At 70.7% G+C, this 25,708-nt stretch carries 18 protein-coding genes; 12 read left to right on the top strand and 6 right to left on the bottom strand.

Annotated features, from left to right (window positions below):
* Positions 1–133 precede the first annotated feature (133 nt).
* The 7 genes from ACFV2X_RS18585 (at position 134) to ACFV2X_RS18555 (ending at position 8,913) form a co-directional block, all read left to right on the top strand.
* A complete protein-coding gene (locus tag ACFV2X_RS18585; RefSeq protein WP_385617460.1) occupies positions 134–1,321 on the top strand; it encodes a class I SAM-dependent methyltransferase in 1,188 nt (395 codons plus the stop codon).
* 140 nt (positions 1,322–1,461) lie between these two features.
* A complete protein-coding gene (locus ACFV2X_RS18580) occupies positions 1,462–2,667 on the top strand; it encodes a CapA family protein (protein WP_385617458.1) in 1,206 nt (401 codons plus the stop codon).
* Positions 2,664–3,110: a RidA family protein gene (locus ACFV2X_RS18575; RefSeq protein WP_385617456.1), complete on the top strand. Its 447-nt coding sequence runs from the start codon at positions 2,664–2,666 to the stop codon at positions 3,108–3,110. Before ACFV2X_RS18580 ends, ACFV2X_RS18575 begins: the two co-directional genes overlap by 4 nt.
* A 13-nt stretch (positions 3,111–3,123) precedes the next feature.
* On the top strand, positions 3,124–3,828 hold the full coding sequence (locus ACFV2X_RS18570; RefSeq protein ID WP_385617454.1) for an ArsR/SmtB family transcription factor: 705 nt from the start codon (positions 3,124–3,126) through the stop codon (positions 3,826–3,828).
* A gap of 145 nt (positions 3,829–3,973) precedes the next feature.
* Complete coding sequence (locus tag ACFV2X_RS18565) at positions 3,974–5,995, top strand: FAD/NAD(P)-binding protein (RefSeq protein ID WP_385617452.1); 2,022 nt, start codon at positions 3,974–3,976, stop codon at positions 5,993–5,995.
* A complete protein-coding gene (pcaB, locus tag ACFV2X_RS18560) occupies positions 5,992–7,425 on the top strand; it encodes a 3-carboxy-cis,cis-muconate cycloisomerase (RefSeq protein WP_385617450.1) in 1,434 nt (477 codons plus the stop codon). Before ACFV2X_RS18565 ends, pcaB begins: the two co-directional genes overlap by 4 nt.
* Positions 7,426–7,548: 123 nt before the next feature.
* Positions 7,549–8,913 carry an MFS transporter gene (locus ACFV2X_RS18555; RefSeq protein ID WP_385617447.1) on the top strand — a complete coding sequence of 455 codons (1,365 nt, stop codon included), beginning with the start codon at positions 7,549–7,551 and terminating at the stop codon, positions 8,911–8,913.
* On the opposite strand, the gene ACFV2X_RS18550 is transcribed toward ACFV2X_RS18555, so the two are convergent.
* The gene (locus ACFV2X_RS18550) at positions 8,895–9,455 is read right to left on the bottom strand and encodes a hypothetical protein (protein WP_385617445.1); all 561 of its coding nucleotides are present in this window, start codon (positions 9,453–9,455) and stop codon (positions 8,895–8,897) included. The genes ACFV2X_RS18555 and ACFV2X_RS18550 overlap by 19 nt on opposite strands.
* Before the next feature lie 444 nt (positions 9,456–9,899).
* A complete protein-coding gene (locus ACFV2X_RS18545) occupies positions 9,900–10,958 on the bottom strand; it encodes a pirin family protein (RefSeq protein ID WP_385617443.1) in 1,059 nt (352 codons plus the stop codon).
* A gap of 162 nt (positions 10,959–11,120) precedes the next feature.
* On the opposite strand from ACFV2X_RS18545, the gene ACFV2X_RS18540 reads away from it, so the two are divergent.
* A complete protein-coding gene (locus ACFV2X_RS18540; RefSeq protein WP_385617585.1) occupies positions 11,121–11,630 on the top strand; it encodes a carboxymuconolactone decarboxylase family protein in 510 nt (169 codons plus the stop codon).
* Between the two features lie 52 nt (positions 11,631–11,682).
* Here ACFV2X_RS18540 and ACFV2X_RS18535 read toward each other — a convergent pair whose 3' ends face one another.
* From ACFV2X_RS18535 to ACFV2X_RS18525, 3 genes are all read right to left on the bottom strand, one after another.
* Positions 11,683–12,687 carry an NAD-dependent epimerase/dehydratase family protein gene (locus ACFV2X_RS18535; RefSeq protein WP_385617441.1) on the bottom strand — a complete coding sequence of 335 codons (1,005 nt, stop codon included), beginning with the start codon at positions 12,685–12,687 and terminating at the stop codon, positions 11,683–11,685.
* Between the two features lie 152 nt (positions 12,688–12,839).
* On the bottom strand, positions 12,840–13,988 hold the full coding sequence (locus ACFV2X_RS18530) for a sulfotransferase (protein ID WP_385617439.1): 1,149 nt from the start codon (positions 13,986–13,988) through the stop codon (positions 12,840–12,842).
* A gap of 149 nt (positions 13,989–14,137) precedes the next feature.
* Positions 14,138–17,443, bottom strand: a complete 3,306-nt coding sequence (locus ACFV2X_RS18525; RefSeq protein ID WP_385617437.1) for a GH92 family glycosyl hydrolase — start codon at positions 17,441–17,443, stop codon at positions 14,138–14,140.
* A 278-nt stretch (positions 17,444–17,721) separates the two neighbouring features.
* Between ACFV2X_RS18525 and ACFV2X_RS18520 the strand changes: the two genes are divergently transcribed.
* The 4 genes from ACFV2X_RS18520 to ACFV2X_RS18505 all read left to right on the top strand — a co-directional run bounded on the left by ACFV2X_RS18520 (position 17,722) and on the right by ACFV2X_RS18505 (position 22,573).
* Positions 17,722–18,600 (top strand): GNAT family N-acetyltransferase, encoded by an 879-nt coding sequence (locus ACFV2X_RS18520; RefSeq protein WP_385617435.1) that lies wholly within the window; start codon positions 17,722–17,724, stop codon positions 18,598–18,600.
* A gap of 60 nt (positions 18,601–18,660) precedes the next feature.
* Complete coding sequence (locus tag ACFV2X_RS18515) at positions 18,661–19,827, top strand: hypothetical protein (protein WP_385617433.1); 1,167 nt, start codon at positions 18,661–18,663, stop codon at positions 19,825–19,827.
* Positions 19,824–21,005: a hypothetical protein gene (locus ACFV2X_RS18510; RefSeq protein WP_385617431.1), complete on the top strand. Its 1,182-nt coding sequence runs from the start codon at positions 19,824–19,826 to the stop codon at positions 21,003–21,005. The genes ACFV2X_RS18515 and ACFV2X_RS18510 overlap by 4 nt, the downstream gene beginning before the upstream one ends.
* 815 nt (positions 21,006–21,820) lie before the next feature.
* Positions 21,821–22,573 carry a hypothetical protein gene (locus ACFV2X_RS18505; protein WP_385617429.1) on the top strand — a complete coding sequence of 251 codons (753 nt, stop codon included), beginning with the start codon at positions 21,821–21,823 and terminating at the stop codon, positions 22,571–22,573.
* A gap of 320 nt (positions 22,574–22,893) precedes the next feature.
* On the opposite strand, the gene acnA is transcribed toward ACFV2X_RS18505, so the two are convergent.
* A complete protein-coding gene (gene acnA, locus ACFV2X_RS18500; protein WP_385617427.1) occupies positions 22,894–25,611 on the bottom strand; it encodes an aconitate hydratase AcnA in 2,718 nt (905 codons plus the stop codon).
* Between the last annotated feature and the right edge of the window lie 97 nt (positions 25,612–25,708).

Raw genomic sequence — 25,708 nt, 5'->3', positions numbered from 1 at the left:
GCGCTGTTCCCCGCCCGCACAGCGGCTGTCACATCCCCCCCTGTTACGTCCCGCCGGCCACTCCCGCCGGCAATTCTCGCCGGCCATTCCCCGGGGCCAGATCCGTGTGGTCGGCAACGAGAGGAACACCCACATGGTTGAACAATCCCCCACTTCCGTCATCGGACTCGACGACCGCGCGTACGCGTCCGGCGCCCCCACCCGCCGTGACGACAGCGTCAGGACATTGGTGGACTTCAACTTTCTGTCCGCCACGACCGGCGAGCAGAAGACGGTCCGCGCGGCTCATCAGATATACGAGCATCTGATAGGTCTCTGGGCGCCCGCGGTCATCGAGGCCGCCCACGACCTCGGGGTCTTCTCCTGGCTGGCCAACCGGTCCGGCACGGTGGAGGAGATGTCCGCCGAGCTCGAAACCGATCAGCGGGCCACCCGGGTCCTCCTGGGCGGACTCCTCGCCTACGGGGTGATCGAGCGTTCCGAGCTCGGCGGCGAGGTCCGCTACTCCCTTCCGAGTGAATTCCGGCAGGCGCTGCTCCCCGGCGGGACCTTCAGCCTGGTGGGCAAGATGCTCCATGACCGGCATGTCGCCTGGGCCGGCTGGCGAAACCTCGGCGACGCCGTCCGGCACGGCACCCGCGACCAGTCGGGCAACGACCGTACGAACCAGATCTCGGAGGCCAACTACGAGGATCTGACCTCCGGCATCAACTTCTGGGCGCCGCCGATCGTGGACGTGCTGTCCGCCGCCCTCGCCGAGACCGGCTGGAAGAAGGACGAAGCCGTCTCGGTGCTCGACGTCGGCTGTGGGACCGGCCTCTACAGCCAGCTGCTGCTCGAGCGGTTCCCCGCCTGGAAGGCGGAGGGCATCGACGCTCCGCGCATCATCCGCCTGGCCACGGCGCAGGCGGAGCGGCTCGGCGTCGGCTCGCGCTTCACCGGCACGGTCCGCGACTTCTGGAAGGACGGCTGGGGCGAGACCGTCGACCTGATCCTGTTCGCCAACATCTTCCATCTGCAGACGCCCGACTCCGTACAGAAGCTGATGCGCAGCGCCGCCGATGTCCTCGCCCCCGACGGCCTCATCTGCATCGCCGACCAGATCGTCGTGGACGAGGCGCGGCCGGTGACGGCGCAGGACCGCTTCGCCATGCTGTTCGCCGCCTCCATGCTGGCCACCGGCGGCGGTGACGCCTACACGCTGAGCGCCTACGACCAGTGGCTGGCGGAGGCAGGGCTCGAACGTGTGGCGGTGCTCGAGGCGCCGATGCACCGTCTCCTCCTGATCGGCCATGCGGGCCGGCACCCGTTGCCCGCCTGACCCCGCGCACCGCGGGGCAGTGACCGACCGCCGCACCCGACGACGGTTAGGCCGCCCCCGAATCACGGAGCATCTAGGCTTATTCGGCAAAACGGAGTGCCCACATACCACCCCCGTCTCCAGCGTCCGAAAGAGTGAGCATGGCAGTCTCCTTATTCGCGGTTGGCGATGTCTTCATCGACCGGGAGAATCCCGAGACCGCGTTTGATGTGGCCAAGAACGTACTGAGCGCCGGGGATGTCGTCTTCGGCAACTGCGAAGGAGTTTTCAGCGACACCTGGGAAAGGGCGCCGAGTTCCGGTTCTCCCGTCGTTGCCCCGACCAAGAACGCCGCACCGCTCGCGGGAGCGGGATTCCATGTGATGTCGCTGGCCAACAACCACAGCGTGGACGGCGGTCACCAGGCGCTGCTCAACACCCGGGACACGCTGCACGACCTGGGCATCGCGACGGCCGGCGCGGGCGCCGACATCGCCGAGGCCCGCACGCCGGCGATCGTCGAGCGGGACGGGCTGCGCATCGCCTTCCTGGCCTACTCCTCGGTCTTCCCCCACGGCTATGAGGCCCGCGCCGGGGTTCCCGGACTCGCCCCGCTGCGCGCCCACACCCGCTATACGCCGTGGGAGCTCAACGAGTGGAATCCCGGGCTGCTGCCCCGCATCACCACGGAGAACTTCCCCGAGGACGTGGAGGCTTTCACCCGTGACGTACGAGCCGCGCGGGAACAGGCGGACATCGTCGCGATCAGCTTCCACTGGGGGGACTTCACCCGCCCGTTCGTACTGACCGACAACGAGCGCCGACTGGCCCGGCTGGCCGTGGACTCCGGGGCGGACATCGTCCTCGGGCACCACCACCACATGCTGCGCGGTATCGAGTGGTACGAGGGCAAGCCGATCTTCTACGGGCTCGGGCACTACGTCTTCGATCTGCCCAACCTGCCGCAGCGCCTGGCCAAGGACGGCTATCTCAGCGCGACGCGGCCGCAGGACGAGATCGAGCTGAGCCGCCGGTTCGGCGAGTTCCGTATCAGCCCCAAGGAGGAATACCCGCTGCTGCCCTTCCACCCGGATGCGCGGATGACCGGCGTGGCCGTGGTCCGCGTCGGCTCCGGGGGAGTGCTCTCCGCCGGGTTCTGCCCGGCGCTGATCGACGCCCGTAACGAACCGGTGCCGGCGGCGCCCGAGAGCGAGACCGGGCGCCGAATCGTCGAATACCTCACGGAATGCTGCTCCCAGGAGCGGCTGCCGACCCGCTTCAGCGCACCGCTGGACGGCTCGGGACTGCCGGCCGACAGCATCCAGGCCCTCCCTGTATCCGAGTCCGAGATCGGAGCCAAGGCATGACCACTGACCGTCGGGAAGCCGGAGCGGCGGCGGATGACGAGGTCGTCCGGTATGTGGAGGTGCCCGGCGTCGGCGATCCGCGCAGGTTCGGGTACGCACAGGCGGTCAGCGCCGGCGGACTGCTCTTCATCTCGGGCCAGCTCGGGATCGACGAGGACTACAAGCCGGTCAGTGACAGCTTCGACGAGCAGGCGTACCGGGCGATGGAGAACATCCGGCGCGTGCTGAGCGCGGCGGGCGGTGGTATGGAACACCTGGTGTCCATGACCATCTATCTGACGGATATGCGCAATGCCCCGCGTTTCTTCGACATTCGAAGGGAGATCCTTGGGGAAATTCTGGTCTCGAGCACCGCGGTGGCCGTTTCCGGGCTACCTCTGCCCAACCTCCAGGTGGAGGTGCAGTGCGTAGCACATATTCCCCCCTCACAACCCACGGCGTGACAACGGAGAAAGCATGCTGGACCCCGGGCAGCCACGGCCCGATATCGCGACCGTAGCCGAGCTTTTGGGTAATACGACACGCGCCACGATGGTCAGCGCGTTGGCGGGAGACTTTGTGATGCCCGCCGGTGAACTCGCCTCGATCGCGGGCGTCTCCAGGCCCACGGCGAGCGAACACCTCTCCCGTCTGGTGGACCGCGGTCTGCTCTCCGTCGACCGCATGGGGCGGCACGCCTACTACCGGATCTCGAGCCCGCAGGTGGCCGAGTTGATCGAGGCGCTGGCGGTCATCGCACCGCTGAGGCCTCCCACCTCGCTGCGGTCCGCGCGGCTGCTGAAGACCCTCAGCCACGCACGTACCTGCTACCGGCACCTGGCCGGGCGCATCGGGGTGGAGCTGGCGGGCGCGTTGCTCGACCGGGGGCTGGTGCGCCGTGAGGAGAGCGGCCTGGAGATCGACACGGAGCGCTGGGACGCGGACAAGCCGCTCGGCCTGGCCTCCGGCCCGTTGGAGATCGAGGGACAGCCGCTGATCAAAGGGTGCGTGGACTGGAGCGAGCGCCGCCACCACCTGGCCGGGACCGCGGCAACGGCCCTGACGGACCAGCTGTTCGAGCTGGGCTGGATCGCCCGAGCGCGTGAGCACAAGCGGGCGGTCGTGGTGACCCCCGCGGGCGCGGAAGGGCTGTCGGACGAGTTCGGATTGAACCTCCTGTGAATCACCCCTCTTGAACCTCCTGTGAATCACCACTCGCCGCCCGGGACGACTCCCGGGCGGCGGGGCGGTGGAGTGTGCGCAGACGGCCGTCCACGCTCCGGGCTGCTGTCCGTCGGTTTGACGCAAGCAACCCATTGGAGAATTGATGGCTGGCCGACGACTCGACATCTGCATCATCGGCATGGGGCCTCGAGGACTCTCGGTGCTGGAGAGAATCTGTGCCAACGCCCGGCACACGGGGTCCGATACGCAGATCACCGTGCATGTCGTGGACCCCCACCCGGCGGGTGCGGGCAAGGTGTGGCGCACCGCGCAGTCGCGACACCTGCTGATGAACACCGTCGCCTCACAGGTGACCATGTTCACCGACGACAGTGTGGACCTCGAGGGCCCGCTGGCGCCCGGTCCGAGCCTGTACGAATGGGCCAGGTTCCTCACGCTGATGGGGCCCTTCGACCGGTACCAGTACCGGCCCTTGATCCTTGAGGAGGCCGCCGCGCTGGGGCCGGACTCGTATCCCAGCCGGGCCTTCTACGGGCACTATCTGGAATGGGTGTTCCACCGCGTCGTGAGCGCGGCACCGGACCATGTCCTGGTCCAGGTCCACGAGGCACGCGTCGTCGCCCTGGACGACGCCGCTCCCCCGACGACGGCGGCCGGGGAGGACATCCGGATCGCGGAGCCCGGGGCCGGCGATCTGCAAACCGTGCAGCTGGACGACGGCAGCTGGCTCGACGGGCTGCACGCGGTGGTGCTCGCCCAGGGCCATCTGCCCACCGCCGCCACCGGACGCGAGGCCGCACTGAGCCGGTTCGCGGCCGAGCGCGAGCTGCTGTACTTCCCGCCGGCCAACCCGGCGGACGCGGATCTCGGCCAGGTGCGCCCGAAGGAGCTCGTCGCCCTGCTCGGCCTCGGCCTCTGCGCCTTCGACTACATCGCCCTGTTCACCGTGGGGCGCGGCGGGCGGTTCGAACGCGAGGAGGACGGCTCCCTCACCTATCTCGCGTCCGGCAACGAGCCGCGTCTGTACGCCGGTTCCCGGCGCGGCATCCCCTTCCACTCCCGGGGCGAGAACGAGAAGGGCCCGCACGGGCGGCACATTCCCGCCATACTTACCCCCGAAGTGATCGACGGTCTGCGCGCACAGGCGTCGAACGGTGGGATCGACTTTCGCCGCGACATATGGCCGCTGGTGGCGAAGGAGGTGGAGACGGTCTACTACGCCACCTCGCTTACGGCGTCACAGGGCGTACGGGCAGCCGAGGCGTTCCGCAGACGCTATCTCGCCCTCCCCTGGGACACGCCGGAGGAGACCCGGCTCCTGGACACCTTCGGCTTCCCCCGCGACCGCAGATGGGACTGGGAGCGGATCGCCCGCCCGTACGGCGACCGGAAGTTCACCAGCCCCACCGACTTCCGCGACTGGCTGCTGGACCATCTGCGCCAGGACATCGCCGAGGCGCGGGCGGGCAATGTCCGCGGCCCGCTGAAGGCCGCGCTGGATGTGCTGCGCGATCTGCGGAACGAGGTGCGGCTGCTGGTCGACCACCGGGGTCTCACCGGCCGCTCCCACCGCCAGGACCTCGAACGGTGGTACACGCCGTTGAACGCCTTCCTCTCCATCGGCCCACCCGTCCAGCGGATCGAGGAGGCCGTGGCCCTGATCGACGCGGGCCTGCTGGAGGTCCTGGGCCCCGACGTGACCGCGCACGCCGACGACGAAGCCGGGGTCTTCGCCGTCAAAGCGGGCTCCGTACCGGGGTCCGAGGTGTGGACCACGGCCCTCATCGACGCCCGGCTGCCCGATATCGACGTACGCAGGACCGCCGATCCCCTGCTGACGTATCTGCTGGTCAGCGGCGCGTGCCGACCGCACCGGATACCCAACCCCGACGGCACGGCCTACCAGACCGGCGGCCTGGACGTGACCGAAGGCCGCTTCCAACTGCTCGACGCGTCGGGCCATCCGCATCCGAGGCGGTTCGCCTTCGGTGTGCCCACGGAAGCGGTGCACTGGGTGACCGCCGCGGGCATCCGTCCTGGCGTCAACTCGGTGACGCTCAGCGATGCCGATACGATCGCGCGGGCCGCACTCTCGCTGGCCACCGAGGTGTCCGAGACGGAAACTCCCGAGACGGAAACCGAGACCACGAAGGCCACGGTATGAGTGCGCAGGACGCCCCCACTCCGGCCGTCGAATGCGGCCTGGACTCCGGACTGCTGTCCCCGGTGCGCGCGGGCGCCCCGGCGGAAACCGCGACCTGTGACGAGGCATGGCTCCAGGCGCTGCTGGACGCGGAAGCGGGCCTGGTCCGGGCCCAGGCCCGGCTGGGTGTCGTGCCCGAGGCGGCCGCCGCGGCCATCACCCGTACCGCGCAGGCCGGCCGGCTCGACCTCGTACGGCTGGCCCGTCGCAGCCGCGGCGCCGCCAACCCGGTGGTGGCGCTGGTGGAGGAGCTGACCGCCGCCGTCGCCCAGACCGACCCGGACTCGGCCGAGTACGTGCATCGGGGCTCCACGAGCCAGGACATCATGGACAGCGCCGCGATGCTGGTCGCGCACCGGACCACGGGGCTGATCCTGGCCGATCTGGACCGGGTGGCCGCGGCGCTGGCCCGGCTCGCCGAGGACCACCGGGACACCGCCATGCCGGGGCGCACCCTCGCGCTGCACGCGGTGCCCGTCACCTTCGGGCTGAAGGCGGCGGGCTGGCTGCAGGCCGTCCTGGAGGCCGGGGAGCGGCTGCGTGTGCTGCGCGCACAGCTGCCCGTCCAGCTCGGCGGCGCGGCGGGCACCCTGGCGGGCTATCTGGAGTACGCCCGCCTCGCGGAGTCGGGGTACGTCGCGGGGTACGGGGAGAAGTTGCTCTCCGCCTTCGCCGCCGAGCTGGGGCTGGCCGAACCGGTGCTGCCCTGGCATACGGCCCGCGCCCCCATCGCCCGGATCGGATCGACGCTCACCGAGGTCACCGGGGCGCTCGGCAAGTTCGCCGTGGACGTCCAGACACTCTCCCGCACCGAGATCGCCGAGGTCTCCGAGCCGGCGGCGGCCGGACGCGGGGTGTCGTCGGCGATGCCGCACAAGCGGAACCCGGCGCTGGCCACGCTCATTCGCTCGGCGGCCCTTCAAGTCCCCGCTCTCGCCATGGTGCTGGCGCAGGCCATGCTGGCCGAGGACGAGCGGCCCGCCGGGGTCTGGCACGCCGAGTGGCAGCCGATGCGGGAGTGTCTGCGGCTGGCGGGAGGCGCCGCGCACACCGCCGTCGAACTGGCCGAAGGGCTGAGCGTGCGCCCCGGGCGGATGCGGGACAACTTGGGGATGACCGGCAGTCTGCTGATCACCGAGCGGCTGGCCGCCGTGCTGGCGCCCGTGGTCGGCAAGGCCACGGCGAAGTCGATGATGAGCCGGGCCGCGGCGGAGACGACACGCACCGGCAGACCACTGAGCGCGGTCCTGCTGGACCTTCCCGAGCTGAACGGCCACGTCGACGCGGCCGAACTGGCCGAACTGCTCGACCCCGGCCACTACACCGGTGCCGCCGGCGAACTCGTCGACCGGGCCCTCGCCCACTACCGGGAGACCCGCCGGCCGGTCTGACGCCGCGACGCTCCCACAGTCCTCCCAGAGTCCGGATCAACGCCCACGCACGCCCGTATCCGCCTACGCACGCCCGTATCCGCACAGGCACGCCCGCATCCGCACAGGCAAAGGGGTATCGCGATGTCTCGGCTCGACCCGGGATCCGGCACGGAGAACCGTGCGCAGATCCGCCGTGTCGTGCTGTCCGGCTGGCTCGGCAGCACGATCGAGTACTACGACTTCCTGCTCTACGGCACTGCCGCATCCCTCGTGTTCGACAAGCTCTTCTTCACCAACCTCTCCCCCGTGGCCGGGACGATCGCCTCCTTCGGCACCTTCGCCGTCGGCTATCTGGCCCGCCCCCTGGGCGGGGCGATCTTCGGCCACTTCGGGGACCGGCTCGGCCGCAAGGCGATGCTGGTGGTCTCGATGGCGATGATGGGCATCGCCAGCACGCTCATCGGGCTGCTCCCCACACATGACCAGGTCGGCAACCTGGCACCCACGCTGCTGATCGTGCTGCGGCTCGTCCAGGGCGTCGCCGTCGGCGGCGAGTGGGGCGGGGCCGCGCTGCTGACCGCCGAGCACGCATCGTCGCGCCGGCGCGGACTGCTGACCAGTCTGGTGCAGATGGGAGGGCCGGCCGGCACGGTGCTGTCCACCCTCGCCCTCATGCTGTTCTCCACCCTGCCCGACGACGAGTTCCTGTCCTGGGGCTGGCGGGTCCCGTTCCTGCTGAGTGCCGCCCTGCTCACGATCGGTCTGTTCGTACGGCTGAAGGTGACCGAGAGCCCGCTGTTCACCGAGGTCCAGCGGAGCGAGTCCGTGGTGCGCAGACCGCTGGTCGAGATCTTTCGCAAGCCGGGGCCCCTGCTTCAGGCGTGTTTCGTGGTCTTCGGAGCCACCGTGTCCCAGGCCCTGACCAGTGTCTTCGCCATCAGCTTCGCGAAGGACGTCGGCTATGGGCGCACCGAGATCCTGATCGGCCAACTCGTCAACGGCGTTGCGGCGGCGATCGCGATACCGGTCTCCGCGGCCTGGTCCGACCGGGTCGGCCGGCGTCCGGTCCTGCTGGGCGCGGCGGTCACCCTCGGCGCCATGGCGTTCCCGGTCTTCGCCCTGATCAACACGGGGTCTCTGCCGCTGATGCTGATCGCGCTGGGAATCCTCGCGCCGCTGCCGATGGGCTCGCTGCTCGGCCCGGTGCCCGCGCTGTTCTCCGAGATGTTCGGCACCAGCACCCGCTACACCGGGGTGTCCATGGGCTACCAGCTGGCCGCCGTCGTCGGCGGCGGTCTCGCGCCGCTGATCGGAGCGCTTCTGCTGTCGGCCGCCGGAGGCGACGACCCCTGGCTGGTCGCGCTGTACATGCTGGCCACCTGCCTGGTCAGCGCCACCGTGGTCTGGCACACCGACGAGACCCGGGGACGGGATCTCGCGCAAGACGGCCCCAAGGAGGATCAACTCTCCGGCCGGTCAGGGCATCTTCACAGTCCGAGGGTGTGACGGGCCCGGGTGGGGAGTTCCGCGAGGTGAGTGTTGAACGCGTCCTGATGTGCGGCGCAGACGCGGACGCTCGCGAATTGATTGGGTAGCGGCGTGTATTGGGAGGGGTATTCACAGCCAGGGCAATCCTGCCTGGCCTTCTCAAGAATCTCAGCGAATCCGGGAAACAGCACTCGGTCTTGACTGGCAAGGATTTCCTGATAGTAGCTGTTTTCCTGTGGGGTCGAGTTGAGTCGGTACCAGAGTTTGACGTTCTTACGCGCCTGGGCGATGGTATCGACCGATTCGGAGTTGCCGATGGTGAGTCCGTCCTCAACGAAACGGTAACGGCGCATCGTCATATGGATGGGACCGGCGATGCCCCGAAGAAAGTTGACGACCGGAGTCCGCTCTGGCGTGTCGCCCCAGTGGGCATCGATTTCCCAAAGCGTCTCACGGTAGCTGCGGTAGGTTCGTTGGCGCAGGTCAGGGCTGGCGTAGGCGAAGGTGTTGCAGATCTCGCCCTCGGCGCGGTGCTTGTGATAGGCGATCGCGTCGTACATCGCGTCGCAAATTTCGGTGAGGACCTGGTTCTGGTCTTCTGACAGCCATGCGCCCTCGACGTCGTTGCAGGCGAGGGCGGCGGCAATAAACAGGCGGGCCTGGGCGTCACAGTCGCGGATTCGGAACCACCGAGCAGGGCTGTGGGCGATCGCCGTGGTGTATCTGCCGAGGAGTTCGGCGTTCCCGCGCGGAGAGGACTTTTCGGCAGTGATCAGGATTGAGGAGTAGTACTCGCGGCGGTCGCCGCAGTGGCGGGACTTCGGGGAGGAGGGGTACGACCCGGGGGACCGGCTGGACCAGGCGATCCTCGCGACCCGCCGGGCGGTCTTCCCCCATCACGGGCTGCTGCCCTGAGACGACCGGGGTCGGCAGCTTGCTCGCCAGCCGGACCGCTGCAGGAGACGGCTCAGGTCCCGCCGGGAAACGACAGACTTTTCCCCAGGTCAGCGCGCGTTGCCGCGCGGCTTCAGCGGCATGTTCGGCAGCTCTGGCGCGGGCAGCCGGTCGCCGTCGTACCCCGTCACCTCGCCGAAGCGCGAGCCCGTCATCCAGTCCTCGCGGGCCTGCGCGATGTCCTCGTGCGACCGCCCGATGAAGTTCCACCACATCACGATCTGCTCCCCGAACGGCGTCCCGCCGAGCAGCACCATCCGGGCGGTGGAGTCCGTGGTGTTCGTCAGCTCGAGCGTCCCGTTCCCGGGGGCGAGGTAGCCGAGTTCGGCGGGGTTCAGGAGCGTATCGGCCATGCGGACCTCACCACGGTCCACGAGGACGCCGTGCTCGAAGCCTGGGTCGATGGCCAGGCGGACCGTGGCGTGCGGCTCGAGGATGATCTCGGCGCCCAGCAGGGGACTGAAGGTGGGCACCGGTGAGGTGTCGCCCGCGAGGGAGCCGAGGAAGACCCTGACCTCGCCCACGGGCCCGTCCGCGACCGCTCCGCCCTCGGCCGCCCCGTCCCCGGCCGCCCCGTCCCCAGCTGCCTGGTTTCCGCCCGCCCGGTTTCCGGGCAGGGCGATGGGGCTCGGCACATAGTGCTGGAAGTCGCGGTCGGTGTGCCGGTGTGCCTCGGGCAGCGCCACCCACAGCTGTACGCCGTGCAGGATCGTGGTCCGGGTGGTGGAGACCTCGGAGTGGCTGATCCCGTGGCCGCCGGTCATCAGGTTCAGCTCACCCGGCCGTACGTAGGCGTGGCTGCCCAGGCTGTCGCGGTGCTCGATCTCCCCGCTGAACAGCCAGCTCACCGTCTGCAGACCGGTGTGCGGATGCGGGGCGACGTCCATCCCGCCGCTGACGGAGACGTCGTCAGGGCCGTAGTGGTCCGCGAAGCACCAGGCGCCGATCAGCGACCTGGCCCGCTGTGGCAGGGTGCGTCGTACGGTCATCGCGCGCGGGCCGCCCAGCGGGACGTCGCGCGGGGTCAGCACCTCCACGCGCGGGGCGGCCTCTCCCTCGGGGGAGGCGCCGCAGCGCTGCACGGCGGGCTGGGTCTCGGTGTTGCTCATGGTGCGACGCCTCCCAAGTGGTGATAGTTGTACGCTCAACAATAATAATAACGATGATAGATCGACACCTCGGTGAGGTGCGCAACATACCGGAAGCGGCCGACGCGGCCCGGTGAAGGAGTGCAGGTGACGGACACGGCAGCGACCTCCGCGGCGACCTCGATCGACAAGGCGGCCTCCGCCGGGGGGCGGGGGAAGCGGATCTTCGTCGACAAGCAGAGCCCGCAGGCCTACGGCGCGCTGGTGCAGACCGCCGAGGCGGTCCGGGAGACCGCCGCCGAGGCGGGGCTCGACCGGACGCTCGTGGAGCTGGTCAATCTGCGCGTGTCCCAGATCAACCGCTGCGCCTTCTGTCTGAACCTGCACACCAAGGCCGCGCTGCGGGCGGGTGAGACGACACAGCGCCTGGGCGTGCTGGCGGCGTGGCGCGACACCGAGGTGTTCACCGCGCGGGAGCGGGCCGCGCTCGGCCTCGCCGAGGCGACCACCACCCCCGCGGACGCCGCCGCGCAGGAGGCGGCCTACGGCGAGGCGCGCCAGGTGCTGTCCGACGACGAGATCTCGGCGGTGATCTGGGTGGCGATCGCCATGAACGCGTTCAACCGGGTCTCGATCATGAGCAAGCACCCGGTACGCCCGGTCCCGGGGCCACGGCAGACGCCCTCCGCCTAGCGCCTGTCGGTCGTCGAAGGGGCGGCCGGACTCCCCTACAGGTGTCCGGCCGCTACACGTGTCCGGCCGCCCTCAGCACCTTCGCCTCCCGCTCCGGGTCGAGACCCACCTGCGGGCGGTCCGGACGCTGGGGCGCCCGGCCGCCCAGCCGCCGCAGCCACTCCCAGGTGGCGGCCACGGTCTCGGCCACGGGGCGGCAGCGCAGGCCCGTGGCGAGCGCCCGGGACACATCCCCGCCGTACATCGTGTCTGACAGCTCCCCCGGCGGCAGCCAGACCGGCAGCTCGGTCCACGGCTCGACACCGGCGGAAAGGACCGCCTCCGGGTCCGTCCAGCACAGCTCGGCATCCGACCCGGTGACGGCCGCGCATGCCTCGAGCAGCTCGCCGAAGGTCGCCTGGCCCGGCGGGCTCACCAGGTTGTACGGGCCGCCGAGCCCGCGCTCGGCCGCGTCCAGCACCCAGCCGGCCAGGTCGCGGACGTCGATGTACTGGAGCGCCAGCTCGCGCGGCCCCGGTGCCAGGACCGGGCCGCCCCGGGAGATACGCGTCAGCCACCACGGCAGCCGCCCGACGTTCTCGTACGGGCCCAGGATCAGCCCCGCCCGGGCCAGCAGCGCCCGCTCGCCGAACGCCGCCTGCGCCGCCAGCTCCCCGCCCCGCTTGGCCTGGGCGTACTCGGCCTCGTCCGCGTCCGGCGACGCCTCCACCAGCGGGCCGTCCTCGTCGAGCCCGGCCGGGGCGGGGTAGGCGTAGACGGACCGGCTGGAGATGTAGACGTACTGCCCCGCCCGCCCGGCCAGCAGCCGGGCCGCGTCGCGCACGGCCGACGGCGCGCCCGTCCAGGTGTCGACCACGACGTCCCACTCCCCCGCCCCGGGCGCCTCCAGGGCCGCCAGGCCGCCCACGGCGCTCCGGTCGCCCCGCAGGGCGGCCACGCCCGGGGGCGGGTCGTGGCGTCCGCGGTTGAACACCGTCACCTGCCAGTCGCGCGCCAGCGCCTCCTCGGCGACGGCGCGCCCCACGAATTCCGTACCGCCCAGCAGCAGAAGTCTCATGACGGTGACTCTGCCCGCCGGGCGGCACCGGCGGAATCGGCGTCTGCTGTGAGCAGACACGCGGTGGGCGGAATCCCGGCTGGGGAGCAGAATCCCGGCTGTCAGCGAATTCCGGGCCGGGAGCGCTAGGGCGCCCCCTTTGACGACAGGCCCTAGGCGCCCGCCAGGGCCGCGCGCAGCGCCTCGGTGCCCGGAGCGCAGGACTTCCGCAAGGCGGACAGCTCGTCCGGGGGGAGGCGGAGGGCGGAGCCGCGCCGGCTGTGGTCGAGCGTGGCCTCGGCCGCCGTCAGCCACTCCTCCGTGGCCTCGACGCCGACGAACTCCGCCAGCCGGGTCAGCTCCGACCGGGGCGCGTCGAGCAGTCCCTCGTAGGACAGGGCCGTACGGGAGCCCTCCGGGACCCGTGACAGCGCCGTCAGGCCCCGGCTGATCAGGCGCGACCACATCTCGCCGAACCTGGCGACCGGCACGGGCGCCGCCATCAGCAGCGCGGGGTCGAACCGTTCGGCGAACAGCCCCGCGAGGTCCGGCGGCAGGGTCTTCAGGTGCTGGTCGGTGAGCCGGGGCACCAGCGGGCCCGCCCCGGACGCGCTCCTGGCGTCCATGGTGCGCAGGATCATCCGGAAGCCCGGGTGGCGGCTCATCGACAGCGCGCAGTCCGGTCCGTCCCGGAACATATGGACGAACCGCGCCTCGGGGAACGCCTCCCGGATCCAGGGCACCCAGCTCAGCGAGCCACCGGAGCGCTCGACGACCACGCCGCCGCCGAACCGGTCGGCCAGCAGCCCGAACAGCGCCTCGTAGTGCCGGGCGACGGGGCGGCCGGGCCAGGCCGAGACGCGCGGCGCGAGCTCGTCGAAGAGCGCGTCCGGGTCGTCGGTGAGATGCGGCAGGACCATCGTGCACAGGGCGGGGATACCGGTGGTCTCGGCCGAGAAGCGGCCGGGGCGCCGGTGGTAGAGGAGTTCCGGCGCCGGGATGCCGCTGCGGATCATCCGGTCGAACTCCTCGTTCGGCCGGGTGACCAGCTGCCAGAAGTCCGCGCCGGTCAGGACCCGCCCGGGCAGCGGATGGCGGTGGGGCTCCGCGCCGAGGGAGGTGAACAGCTCGTTGACGCTGAGGATGCCGGGGTGCAGGTTCAGGACGTGCGACAGCGCGGTGGAGCCGCTGCGTCCGGTGCCGACGACGAACGTCAGGGGCCGCGTGCTGATGTGGTCCACCTCCGGTGTTGGCCTGCCGTCGCGGGAGGGCGGTACGGCGGGGCGGGCGGTGCGGCGATACGGGTGGCGGCCGGCCGTCACGCGGGCGGCCGCCGGGCAGCGATCAAGTAAAGGGCGTGGTGTCGCCGGGGCGCAAGGGCGTTGCCGGGACTGGGGTGTTCACCTGCCGGGGTGTTCACCGGCCGGGGTGGGCCGGTGAACACCCCCGTACGGGACCGGCCGCCCGGCCGTCAGCCGCGGGCGATCGCGAAGACGTGGAGGTCCGCGTTGTCCGGCAGCGTGACGCTCTTGATCGTCTTGCCGTCCGGCGCCCGGAACGCCTTCGTCGCGAAGATGTAGGCGTCCACGACGTCCTTGTCCCCGCCGCTGATGTTGCGGTACGGGGTCCTGGCGACGGTCACGTTGCCGTACTGGACCGTCCCTCCGCCGCCGCCCACCGTCCAGTCGGTGAAGGCCAGCTCGGCGCTGTCCGAACTGCCATCGGTGTAGGTGATCTTGGCGGTGGTCTCCTGGTTGCCGTTGACCGCGCTGCCGACGAACGACAGGGCGGTGGAGGCCGGCAGGCCGATGGTCTGGCCGTCGGCCGAGGCGTTGTCGGGGCGGCCGGCGGGCGAGCCGGGCCAGGTGAACTCCAGGCCCTGGACGGTGCCCCGGGCGCCCGGCGCGAGACCGGCCTCGGTCAGGGCCTGGCGCGAATAGCTCCAGCCGCCGCCGTCGTAGTCGCCCTCGTCGTGCTCGCCCGCGTCGTCGGTGGCGCCGACGTTGTTGTACGCGGCGAGCAGGCTGCCGGGCCCGGCGACGGTCACCGTGACCGGCTGGACGACGTCCGTGCCCTCGCCGGTCACCGTCACCTTGGCGTCGTAGAAGCCCTCGGCGGTGTCCTTCCCGGCCCGCAGGGTGATCTCGGCCGTGCCGTCGGGCCCCACCGTCCCGGAGGCGGGCGAGGCGGTGAGCCCGTCCGGGGCGTCGGCGGTGAAGCGCACCTCGGGGCGGTCACCGTCGCGGACGGGGACGGCGGCCACCTTCACCGTCAGGCTCTCGCCGGGCGCCACGGTGCCGGTGGTGGGCCCCACGCCGATCTGGTACGGCTGCTCGCCGTCACGGAACGACGGGGGCGCGTCGGCCACGGCCGAGCCCCAGGAGCGGTTGGGCTCGGTGCCCAGGGCGTACTCCAGCGTGCCGCCGCGCCCGATGAACGACTCCGGCAGCCAGGGCCGGCCGCTCGCCCGGCCGTCGACCTTCAGCGACTGGACGTACGGCGCGTCCGGCGCCGCCTGCGGGGCCCGGATGGAGATGTCACGGCCGCCGCGCTCGATCTCCACGCGCGGGAACAGCGGCGACGCCAGCACCAGTTCGGCGCGGGAGGGGACCTGCGGATACATGCCGAGGGCCGAGAACACGTACCAGGACGACATCTCGCCGAGGTCGTCGTTGCCCGGGATACCGCCGGGCTCGGTGCTCCACAGCTGCCGCATCGCCGCGCGGACGGTCTCCTGGGTCTTGTACGGCGCTCCGGCGTAGGCGTACAGATACGGCACGTTGATCGACGGCTCGTTGTCCAGTTCGGCCTTCTCGCCGCCCGCCCCGGTGAGCGCCCAGCCGCCGTCGGCGTCGTGGAAGAAGGAGTCCAGGCGCCCCACCGCGGCGTCCCTGCCGCCCAGGGCGGCGAACAGGCCCGCCGGGTTGTGCTGCACCATCCAGGTGTACTGGGCGCTGGTGCCCTCGACGAAACCGTTGCCGGTGGCCGGGGTGAAGCCGGTGACCCAGCTGCCGTCCGCCTTGCGGTTGGCCATGTAGCCACCGGTGTCCGGATCGGCGGCGGCGTTGAAGTTGTTCTGCCACCACTGGGCGCGGGCCGTGAAGGCGCGGGCGGTGTCCGGCTCCCCCGCCGCCTCGGCGAGCTGCGAGATCGCGAAGTCCGCGCCGGACATCTCCAGGGTCTCGGCCGCGCCGCCCCAGGCGTTGGAGACGGACGGCATGTAGTGCAGCTTCAGATACTTGTCGAGGGAGGGCCGCTGGCCCACCGACATGATCGGCTTACCGGCCGGGCTTGTGTCCTTCTCCGTCGGCACGGTGGCGGCCTGGACCAGCGAGTCGAGGGCGCCGTCGAGGTCGAAACGGGTGCCGCCGAAGGCCCGGATCCCGGCGAGGGCGGCGGCCGACGGATCGCCGTTCATGACATGGGTGCCGGAGGAGTTGTGGATCCACCGGTCCCATACGCCGCCGTTCTGGCGCGCGAAGTTCAGCAGCGACTGCGCGATGTCGGAGCCGCGGCCGGGGTCGAGGAGCGTGAGCAGCTGGACCTGGGAGCGGTAGACGTCCCAGCCGGAGAAGGTGCCGTACTGGGCCCGGTGGCCCGGCGTCACCGAGTGGACCTCGCCGTCGCTGCCCCGGTAGCGGCCGTCGGTGTCGCTGATGACGTTGGGGTGCAGCAGCGAGTGGTAGAGCGCGGTGTAGAACGTGGTGCGGTCCGTGTCCGAGCCGCCGCCGACCCTGATGTCGGCCAGCCGGCGGCGCCAGGCGTCGTACGCGGCGTCGCGCACCTGCCCGAAGCCGCGCCCCGGCGGGTTCTCGGCGGCCAGGTTGGCCTTGGCGCCCGCCTGGCCGACGTAGCTGATGCCGACCTTGACCCCGACCCGGCGGGTGCCGTCGGGGAAGCGGAGGTAGCCGCCGGAGCCCTTCCCGGCGACGGGGCGGCCGTCGGTGCCGTACCCGCCGGTGCCGCCCTCGGCGGTCGTGGTGCCGGGGCGCAGCCGGTCGTCCTGCCAGGTGCCGTGGGCGGTGAACGCGGTGTCGAAGGTGGCGGTGAAGTGGAGTGTGTAGTAGCTGCGGCGCCCTTCGGGGTCGAGGTAGCCGCAGAAGTTGCCGCTGGTGACCGAGCCGGAGACGGTGCGGTGCGCCGGGTCGATCGTGATGTCCGCGTCCGTGCTGCCGACTTCGGCCGCGGAGGTGCGGATGAGCAGCGAGGCAGCCTTGCCCTCGGGGTAGGTGAAGCGGGCGGATCCGGTGCGGGCGGTGGCGGTCAGATCGGCTCCGGCGCCGGAGGCGAGGGTGACCTGGTACCCGCCGGGCCGCGCGGTCTCGTCCTCGTGCCGGAAGTCGGACGCGTACACCTCGTCCTTGGTGTCCGCGGCGGGGGACGAGGTGACCTCGCCCGGGAAGGGGAAGAAGGGGATGTCGCCGGAGCCGCCCGCGCAGCCGGTGCCGGACATATGGGTGAGGCTGAAGCCCCGGATGCGGGTCGCGTCGTACTGGTAGCCGCCGGGGGCGGCGGTGCGGGTGGCGTTGCCGCGGGTGTTCTCGGGGCTCCAGGAGAGCATGCCGAAGGGGACGACGGCGCCGGGGTAGGTGTTGCCGCCATTGCGGCTGCCGATGAGCGGATCGACGTAGGCGGCGGGGTCCTTGACGAGTTCGGCCGCCGCGGCGGTCGGCTTGGTGGTCGGCGCGGCCGTCGCGGGGGCGGCGGTCAGCGCGGACGCGAGCAGTCCGGCGGTCAGGGCCGCGGCCGCCAGGGCGGCCGGGGGTCTTGAGGGCATCGCGGTCCCATCTTTCGCGCAGGGCCGCGTTCGCCGGGTCGAGCAAGCCGCAGGGACCGTACCGCACGGGGCGCGTCGGCCGTAAGGGCGCCTCAGGCCGGTCGGCCGCTCGAACTGCGCGCGGTGTGCGGGCACTTGACAGCGCGGGCCGGTTGGCGGCGTACTGATCCCTAGAACCCTTTTGACAACGTTGTCGCGTTCGTGGGTCGACCAAGCCACGTCCACACAACCGACAACACACTTCGCGCGCCCGCCAACCCGCCCGCCATCATGGGTACATGATTGTCCGCCGGCTACGCGACACCGAGGAGGACGCCGAGGCGGTACGGACCGTGGCCGCCGCCGCCTTCGGCGCCTCCCGCACCCTCCCGGGCGAGACCGACGACGAGTGGCCGCCGCGGCGCGTCGCCTCCGTCCACGGCCGCAACCGACACCTCGCCCGCACCGACCCGGACGGCTGCTGGCTCGCCGTGGACGACGCCGGGATGCCGGTCGGCGCGGCGCTGTCCCACAGACGGGAGGGCACCTGGGGGCTGGCGCTGTTCGCGGTGCTCCCGAGGGCGCAGGGGCGCGGCCTGGGCCGGGAGCTGCTGGCGGCGGCGCTCGCGTACGGGCGGGCGTGTCTGCGCGGGATCATCGTCGGCTCCGAGGACCCGCGGGCGGCCGCCACGTACCGGCAGGCGGGTTTCACCCTGCACCCGGCCATCCGCATGCGCGGAATCGTCAACAAGGAGCGGCTGGCCCCACCGGACGGGGCGGTCTTCGAGGGCGGGCCCAGGCAGCGGGACATGATGGACTCCGTCGACCGCCGCACCCGGGGCGGCGCGCACGGCCCCGACCACGAGTTGCTGCTGCGCCAGTGCCGGCTGTTCGTCTCGGACGACCTGGCGGGCAGCGGATACTGCTACGTCGGCGACGACGGCAAGGTCGAACTGCTGGCCGCGACCTCCCGGCGGCTGGCGACGCGGCTGCTGACCGCCGCGCTGCTCAGCCTCCCGGAGGGCACCGAGGCCCGGGTCCAGAACTTGACGGCCGAGCAGGAGTGGGCGGTGGACGTGGGGCTGGCGGCGGGGCTCGAGCTGTCGACGTGGGGCTATGTGTGCCTGCGCGGGATGCGGCCGCCGACTCCGTACATCCCGTCCGGCACCTTTCTCTGAGGTACGTGTCAGTGCCGCCCGATACGATCCACGGCACACATGCTTTCGGGGGGAAGCGAGATGGACGAACGGACGACAGGCGACGGTGACACCGCCGGTGTCGGTGGGGGTGGCGGACGGCGGCGCCGCGCTCTGGCGGCGCGGCGCGTACGCGCGGCGCTGGCGGGTGGGCTTGCCGCCGCGCTGGTGGCGGGATGGCTGGTCATCAGGGCAGGCGACGACGCGGACACCGACTCCGACGCGGCGAAGAGATACTGCTGGGGCGCCTGGTCGCAGGGCGAGAAGCCGTTGCGTTTCAACAACGACAACCGCGCCTTCCGGGAGACGGCCCCGACGCCCGAACGCCCGCGCGGCTCGTGCACGATCACCACGAGTTGGGATAACGGCATCGACGAGGTCCACGAGAAGATCTCCGTCAGCTACGGCACGGCCCCGAAGGACGCGAAGAAGCGCCGCGTCTGGCTGGCCGAGCTCTTCGCCGGCGCGGGAGATCAGCTTCCCGAGGGGCTGCCGGGCTTCGTCAGCGAGGGCTCCGCCACGCTGGTGCTCCCCGAGAAGTGCGATGTCGACGGCCGCCCCTCGGTCGTGACCGTCAGCGGCGTGCAGAGCGACGGCAAAGACGACACCGCCACCCTGCCGGAGGATGTCTCCATCGAGCCTTGGGAGGTGGGGCAGTTGCTCGTGGACGTCGCCAACCGGGGCATGGAGAAGGCCGGTTGCGCGCCGGAGAAGCCGCTGGGCTTCACCGCACCCATACCGCCGGGATACGTGCCTGACGACACCTTCGTCACCGGCTACTCCTCGGGCGCCTGCCGGATTGACGGACTGAGGCCCGCGTCCGGCGGTGGCGAGGGCAGCGGCAAGGGCCTCGACTCAGCCGTGGGTCCGGTCAGCGACGACCTCCAGACCTGTGTCGTCCGCTGGTACGACACGGTGGCCGCCCGGCTCACCATGACCGCCCACCCCCGGCTGGTGAAGCTCTTCGACGGCCTCACCGGCAGCGCCCCGCCCGCCCGGGGCTGGCGCGGCCAGGGCTTTATGGACGCGGATGGCGCGCTCGTCCGGATCCGATGCGCGGGCCGTACGACAGTGATGTCCATGGAGCGGACGGACGTCGCCGACGACACCCCGTTCGCCACCCCGTCCCGTATCTTCCCCGTTTACGCCGCCGCCGTGGCCAAGCGCCTCGGCTGCGCCGCCGTCACACCACACGGAGACTCGATATGAGCAGCCCTGAGGAGTTACGGCGGCAGGACCACATCCGCGTCGCCGCCGAGGTGGCACGCAAGGGCCGGTGGGCGCGGCGTGGCCGACGGGCCTGGGGCCTGCTGCGGTCCCGGCCCGGTCAGCTGATCACCGTGGGAGTCGTGAGCGCGCTCATCGGCGGCCTGCTGACCGCCTGGCAGACCGACAGCCTCCCGTGGTCGGACGAGAAACAAGCCATGTGCTGGGGGGCGCTCCCCAAGAAGGAGGCGGAGGCGTTGTTCCGCCCCGACCGCTCGGTCCGCGCGGAGGAGATCCGCCCGACCCACGGGGGCGCGGATGTCCAGGGCGCCTGTCGGCTCCTGGCGCTGGACGACGGCGGCCCCGTCGCGCATATCGACTTCCGGCTCCACCAGCTCGACGGGCGGTACGACGCGCAGTCCGCGGGCTGGCTGACGGACTTCCTCTCCCCGCTGTCGGTGCCGTTCGGCAAGGGGTTCGTCGGGATGGCCTCGGAGAGCCGGACCTGGCTGGCGCTCCCCAAGGGTTGCGGCGACGGGAGAGGCATCACCGGGCCTGCGGTCGTCGACGCGTCCTGGGGCAGGCCGCCCATGAGCCTGGACGAGGACCGTCACTGGCGGGATCAGACGGCGCGCGCGACCGTCCGGCTGGCCAACGGCGCCATGCGCGCCCTGGGCTGCGACGGCACGTTCCCCCTCCCGGGTCGTCTTCCCGCTGTCCCTCCCCTCAAGGACACCGAGCCGCGAAGGCTCTGCGGCGTCGACGGGCTGACGCTGCCCCGCTCCAAGGACCAGGACCAGCGCTGGGGCTGGCTCGACGAGACGCTGCTCACGCACAGCCCCGGGACGGCCCGCGTCTGCGGCGTCGGCACCAGGGACCTCACGATACGGGGGCGTCCGCGGCTGCGGCTGGTCACCGTCGAGAGCCCGCGGCTCGCCCAGGTCTTGTCCGACCGGACCGATCGCAACGAAGCGCCCGATTACGAGAAGCGAGGCAGGAGTTCAGTCGGCCGGGACCTGGCTCTGTACCAGACCATGTGCCAGACCGGTCTGGTCGTCTTCCTCGTCCAGGACGACGGCACCGGCATGGACGACCTTCCGCGCAAGCTCCTCCCCCGCTACGCCGCCGCCGAGGCGGAGCGGCTGGGGTGCGGCCCGGTGAAGGTCGAGCTGCCGCGCTGATCGCCCGGCACCGAGGAGGCCGACCCGTGACCGCACCGTCCGGACTCGTCGCGCCGTTGGAGTCGAGACACATGGTGAGCAAGCCTGTGTAGACCTGGAGTTCGCTGCTGGAGGCGCGGGCGAACTGCTGGTTGTCAGCGCTGCTGGAGGCCGCGTTGACCAGGGCGCTGTAGGTGGGCGAGGCAAGTTCTTCACCCGTCATATCAGCACCTGCCCCGGCACCTTCCGCCACATCCACCAGGGCCAGTAGCGGTTCCGTGAAGGCCAGGTGGCGGGCGCGGCCATGCTTTCGAAGCGCTTCGACGGCGATGTGCACAGGTGAAGGAAATGTGTCTTCCTGCGCAGAGCCTTGCTGTTCAGAGGCCCCATCATTACTGTCCACGCAGACGCAAGCGCTTCGACACTTCGCCACCTGCGTCCGGCAAGCCCGGTGCTTGAAAGTAAAGGGACCGAGCACCGTTCCCGCAGTTCTTGAGCGCGCCACCTCGACGACACGAGCCACCCCACCATCGCGAGCAGCACCGCATGCGAACGGAGCGAAGGTGTCAACACGTCAGCTGATCGACCGTTTCGGCCGCCTCGCTTTCGGCGGGGGCTCCAACTGCGAGCAGTGGAAGGAACCACTTCACCCAGGGCCGGCCATCAAGCCGATCAGTCGGCCAACTGCGCAAGCACCTCGGATGGGGCTGAGTCGCACCGTCCCGAGCCCGGACTCGCCGGCGAGCGACACCTCGCGGCGCCAGGGTCCGCCACCAGACCGGAGGGTCCGGAACAACCCATCGCCGTCCTTGGAGGGACACATGAGATGGCAAGCCGTGAAATCCATCAGCAGCAAGTCGGCCGGGTTCGGTCGGCTGGCCCTGATAGTCGCCGTGATCGCCGGGTTCCTGAGCTTCGCGTCTCCGGCGCAGGCCCAGGTGAACTCCACCTGCGACCGGTGGGGTCAGTACACCCAGGGCACCTGGACGATCTACAACAACGTCTGGGGCGAAAACGCCGGCACGCAGTGCCAGACCGTCAACAGCATCAAGTCCTGGTATGTCGACGCCAACCACTCCGGCGGCGGGATCAAGTCCTACCCGAACACCTCGGTCCGGCCCCAGACGCCGCTGTCGCAGTTGAACTCGGCGGGCTTCTGGTACAACACGTCGTCGGCTCCCGTCGCCGGCAGTGATCACTGGAACTGGACGAGCGACCTCTGGTCGACCGGCAACCAGGACGAGATCATGGTCTTCACCAGCTGGTCCGGGGGGACGGCAGGCGGCTGGGGAAGGCAGATCGCGTCCAACGTGACCATCGGCGGCGTCCAGTACGCGTCGGTCTGGCAGGCCGATCCCGGCTGGAACGTCCTGCAGCTCATCCCCGCCCAGCAGACCAACACCGGAACCATCGACGCCTCGGCGGTCTGGCGATGGGCCGCGTCGCAGAACCTCCTGCGCAACACCACCTTCGACACGATGCAGTTCGGCCTCGAGATCACCTCGACCAGCGGCGTGCAGAAGCGGTACTCGCTGAACGCCTACAGCGCCTGGTGGAGCAACACCTCCGGCGGCGGATCAAGCATCTAGCCGCAACACACGCGACACGACGGTGCACTCCGTCCGCGCATAGAGACGAACGCCGGAGCGATTCCCAAACGCATACCTTGCCGCCGGGCCTCGAACGACAAATTCCGGCGGCAAGGTCTGCGGAGTCTTCGAATTCAGGCGGGGTGGAGGTGGCCTCGGGCCCGGCGGGTGGTGACGCAGCGTGTGCGTAGGCGTTGGTCGTTGGATCTCGGGCCACCAGCGGTCCCGCCCCTGATCCCAGCAGCGAACGGCGAACGGGCCGCACCCCCTCACCGAGGAGTGCGGCCCGTCGGCCCGTCCTTCAGGCTTCCGCCCGGGACTTACTTCCGGATCAGCGAGCGCAGCACGTACTGCATGATGCCGCCGTTGCGGTAGTAGTCCGCCTCTCCGGGGGTGTCGATGCGCACGACCGCGTCGAACTCGACGCCCGTGTCCGTGGTGACCTTGACGGTGCGCGGGGTGGTGCCGTCGTTCAGCTCGGTGACGCCCGTGATGGAGAAGGTCTCCTCGCCGGTCAGGCCCAGCGACAGCGCCGAGGCGCCCTCCGGGAACTGGAGCGGCAGCACGCCCATGCCGATGAGGTTCGAGCGGTGGATGCGCTCGTACGACTCGGCGATGACGGCCTTGACGCCCAGCAGCGCGGTGCCCTTGGCGGCCCAGTCGCGGGAGGAGCCGGAGCCGTACTCCTTGCCCGCCAGGATCACCAGCGGGATGCCCGCGGCCTGGTAGTTCTGCGACGCGTCGTAGATGAAGGAGACCGGGGAGCCGTCCTGGGTGAAGTCGCGGGTGTAGCCGCCCTCGGTGCCCGGGGCGACCTGGTTGCGCAGCCGGATGTTGGCGAAGGTGCCGCGGATCATGACCTCGTGGTTGCCTCGGCGCGAGCCGTAGGAGTTGAAGTCGCGGCGCTCGACACCGTGCTCGGTGAGGTACTTGCCGGCCGGGGTGTCGGCCTTGATGGCACCGGCCGGGGAGATGTGGTCGGTGGTGACCGAGTCGCCGAGCTTGGCGAGCACCCGGGCGCCGGTGACGTCCTGGACCGGCGCCGGGTCCATCGTCATGCCCTCGAAGTACGGGGGCTTGCGGACGTAGGTGGACTCCGGGTCCCAGTCGAAGGTGTTGCCGGTCGGGATGGGCAGCGCCTGCCACTGCGCGTCGCCCGCGAAGACGTCGGCGTAGCTGGTGCTGAACATCTCCTGGCCGATCGCGGAGGCGACGACCTCCTCGACCTCCTTCTCGGAGGGCCAGATGTCGGTCAGGTGGACCGGGTTGCCGTCCTTGTCGATGCCCAGCGCGTCCTTGGTGATGTCCACCTTCATGGAGCCCGCGATGGCGTACGCGACGACGAGCGGCGGGGACGCCAGGTAGTTCATCTTGACGTCCGGGTTGATCCGGCCCTCGAAGTTGCGGTTGCCGGACAGCACGGAGGTGACGGCGAGGTCGGCCTCGTTGACGGCCTTGGAGACCTCCTCCGGCAGCGGGCCGGAGTTGCCGATGCAGGTGGTGCAGCCGTAGCCGACCAGGTTGAAGCCGAGCTTGTCGAGGTACGGGGTGAGGCCGGCCCGGTCGTAGTAGTCCATGACGACCTTGGACCCGGGGGCCAGGGTGGTCTTGACCCACGGCTTGCGGGTCAGGCCCTTCTCGACGGCCTTCTTGGCCACGAGGGCGGCGGCGACCATGACGTACGGGTTGGAGGTGTTGGTGCAGGAGGTGATCGCGGCGACGGTGACGGCGCCGTGGTCGATCTCGTACTGGCTGCCGTCGGGGGCGATGACCGGGGTCGGCTTGGTCGGCATGCCGTTGTGGTCGATGGCCGGGGCGTCGGAGGCGGGGAAGGACTCCTTGCCCGTCTCCTCGTCCTCGGCCACGTAGTTACGGATGTCCTGGGCGAACTGCTGCGCGGCCTCGGCCAGCACGATCCGGTCCTGCGGGCGCTTGGGGCCGGCGATCGACGGGACGACCGTCGACAGGTCGAGCTCCAGCTTCTCGGAGAAGTCGGGCTCGGCGGCCGGGTCCAGCCACAGGCCCTGCTCCTTGGCGTACGCCTCGACGAGCGCGAGCTGCTGCTCGCTGCGGCCGGTGAGCTTGAGGTAGCTGATCGTCTCACCGTCGATCGGGAAGATCGCGGCGGTGGAGCCGAACTCCGGCGACATGTTGCCGATGGTGGCGCGGTTGGCGAGCGGGATGGACGAGACGCCCTCGCCGTAGAACTCGACGAACTTGCCGACCACCCCGTGCTTGCGCAGCATCTCGGTGATCGTCAGCACCAGGTCGGTGGCGGTGGTGCCGGTCGGCAGCGAGCCGGTCAGCTTGAAGCCGACGACGCGCGGGATCAGCATCGAGACCGGCTGGCCCAGCATCGCGGCCTCGGCCTCGATACCGCCGACGCCCCAGCCCAGCACGCCCAGGCCGTTGACCATGGTGGTGTGCGAGTCGGTGCCGACCAGGGTGTCGGGGTACGCCTGTCCGTTCCGGACCATGACGGTGCGGGCCAGGTGCTCGATGTTGACCTGGTGGACGATGCCGGTGCCCGGCGGGACGACCTTGAACTCGTCGAACGCGGTCTGGCCCCAGCGCAGGAACTGGTAGCGCTCCTTGTTGCGCCCGTACTCCAGCTCCACGTTCTGGGCGAAGGCGTCGGGGGTGCCGAAGCGGTCGGCGATGACCGAGTGGTCGATGACCAGCTCGGCGGGGGCGAGCGGGTTGATACGGGCGGCGTCGCCGCCCAGCTCCTTGACGGCCTCGCGCATGGTGGCGAGGTCCACGACACACGGCACGCCAGTGAAGTCCTGCATGATCACGCGGGCCGGCGTGAACTGGATCTCCTGGCTGGGCTGGGCGCTCGGGTCCCAGTCGCCCAGCGCGCGGATGTGGTCGGCGGTGATGTTCGCGCCGTCCTCGGTACGGAGCAGGTTCTCCAGCAGCACCTTGAGGCTGTACGGCAGACGGGCGGATCCCTCCACCTTGTCCAGCCTGAAGATCTCGTACGACTCGTCGCCCACCTGGAGGGTGCTACGGGCGTCGAAGCTGTTCGCCGACACGACAGTCTCCTTCATGCATGATCTCGCGCGTACTACCGCAATCCTGCCGCCCCGTGTCCTCACCCATCAGGTAAGGTCAGGCTTAGTTAGGCAAGCC

It is taken from the genome of Streptomyces sp. NPDC059679, from assembly GCF_042734105.1.
In the GTDB taxonomy this organism is placed as follows: Bacteria; Actinomycetota; Actinomycetes; order Streptomycetales; family Streptomycetaceae; genus Streptomyces.
The sequence above is the reverse complement of the archived record's forward strand: the minus strand, read 5'-3'. Positions and strand labels throughout refer to the sequence as shown.

Bases quoted from the DNA above. Each gene is read 5' to 3' on its own strand.
- ACFV2X_RS18585 (WP_385617460.1), top strand. From the start codon at position 134: ATGGTTGAACAATCCCCCACTTCCGTCATCGGACTCGACGACCGCGCG.
- ACFV2X_RS18580 (WP_385617458.1), top strand. From the start codon at position 1,462: ATGGCAGTCTCCTTATTCGCGGTTGGCGATGTCTTCATCGACCGGGAG.
- ACFV2X_RS18575 (WP_385617456.1), top strand. From the start codon at position 2,664: ATGACCACTGACCGTCGGGAAGCCGGAGCGGCGGCGGATGACGAGGTC.
- ACFV2X_RS18570 (WP_385617454.1), top strand. From the start codon at position 3,124: ATGCTGGACCCCGGGCAGCCACGGCCCGATATCGCGACCGTAGCCGAG.
- ACFV2X_RS18565 (WP_385617452.1), top strand. From the start codon at position 3,974: ATGGCTGGCCGACGACTCGACATCTGCATCATCGGCATGGGGCCTCGA.
- pcaB (WP_385617450.1), top strand. From the start codon at position 5,992: ATGAGTGCGCAGGACGCCCCCACTCCGGCCGTCGAATGCGGCCTGGAC.
- ACFV2X_RS18555 (WP_385617447.1), top strand. From the start codon at position 7,549: ATGTCTCGGCTCGACCCGGGATCCGGCACGGAGAACCGTGCGCAGATC.
- ACFV2X_RS18550 (WP_385617445.1), bottom strand. From the start codon at position 9,455: ATGTACGACGCGATCGCCTATCACAAGCACCGCGCCGAGGGCGAGATC.
- ACFV2X_RS18545 (WP_385617443.1), bottom strand. From the start codon at position 10,958: ATGAGCAACACCGAGACCCAGCCCGCCGTGCAGCGCTGCGGCGCCTCC.
- ACFV2X_RS18535 (WP_385617441.1), bottom strand. From the start codon at position 12,687: ATGAGACTTCTGCTGCTGGGCGGTACGGAATTCGTGGGGCGCGCCGTC.
- ACFV2X_RS18525 (WP_385617437.1), bottom strand. From the start codon at position 17,443: ATGCCCTCAAGACCCCCGGCCGCCCTGGCGGCCGCGGCCCTGACCGCC.
- ACFV2X_RS18520 (WP_385617435.1), top strand. From the start codon at position 17,722: ATGATTGTCCGCCGGCTACGCGACACCGAGGAGGACGCCGAGGCGGTA.
- ACFV2X_RS18515 (WP_385617433.1), top strand. From the start codon at position 18,661: ATGGACGAACGGACGACAGGCGACGGTGACACCGCCGGTGTCGGTGGG.
- ACFV2X_RS18510 (WP_385617431.1), top strand. From the start codon at position 19,824: ATGAGCAGCCCTGAGGAGTTACGGCGGCAGGACCACATCCGCGTCGCC.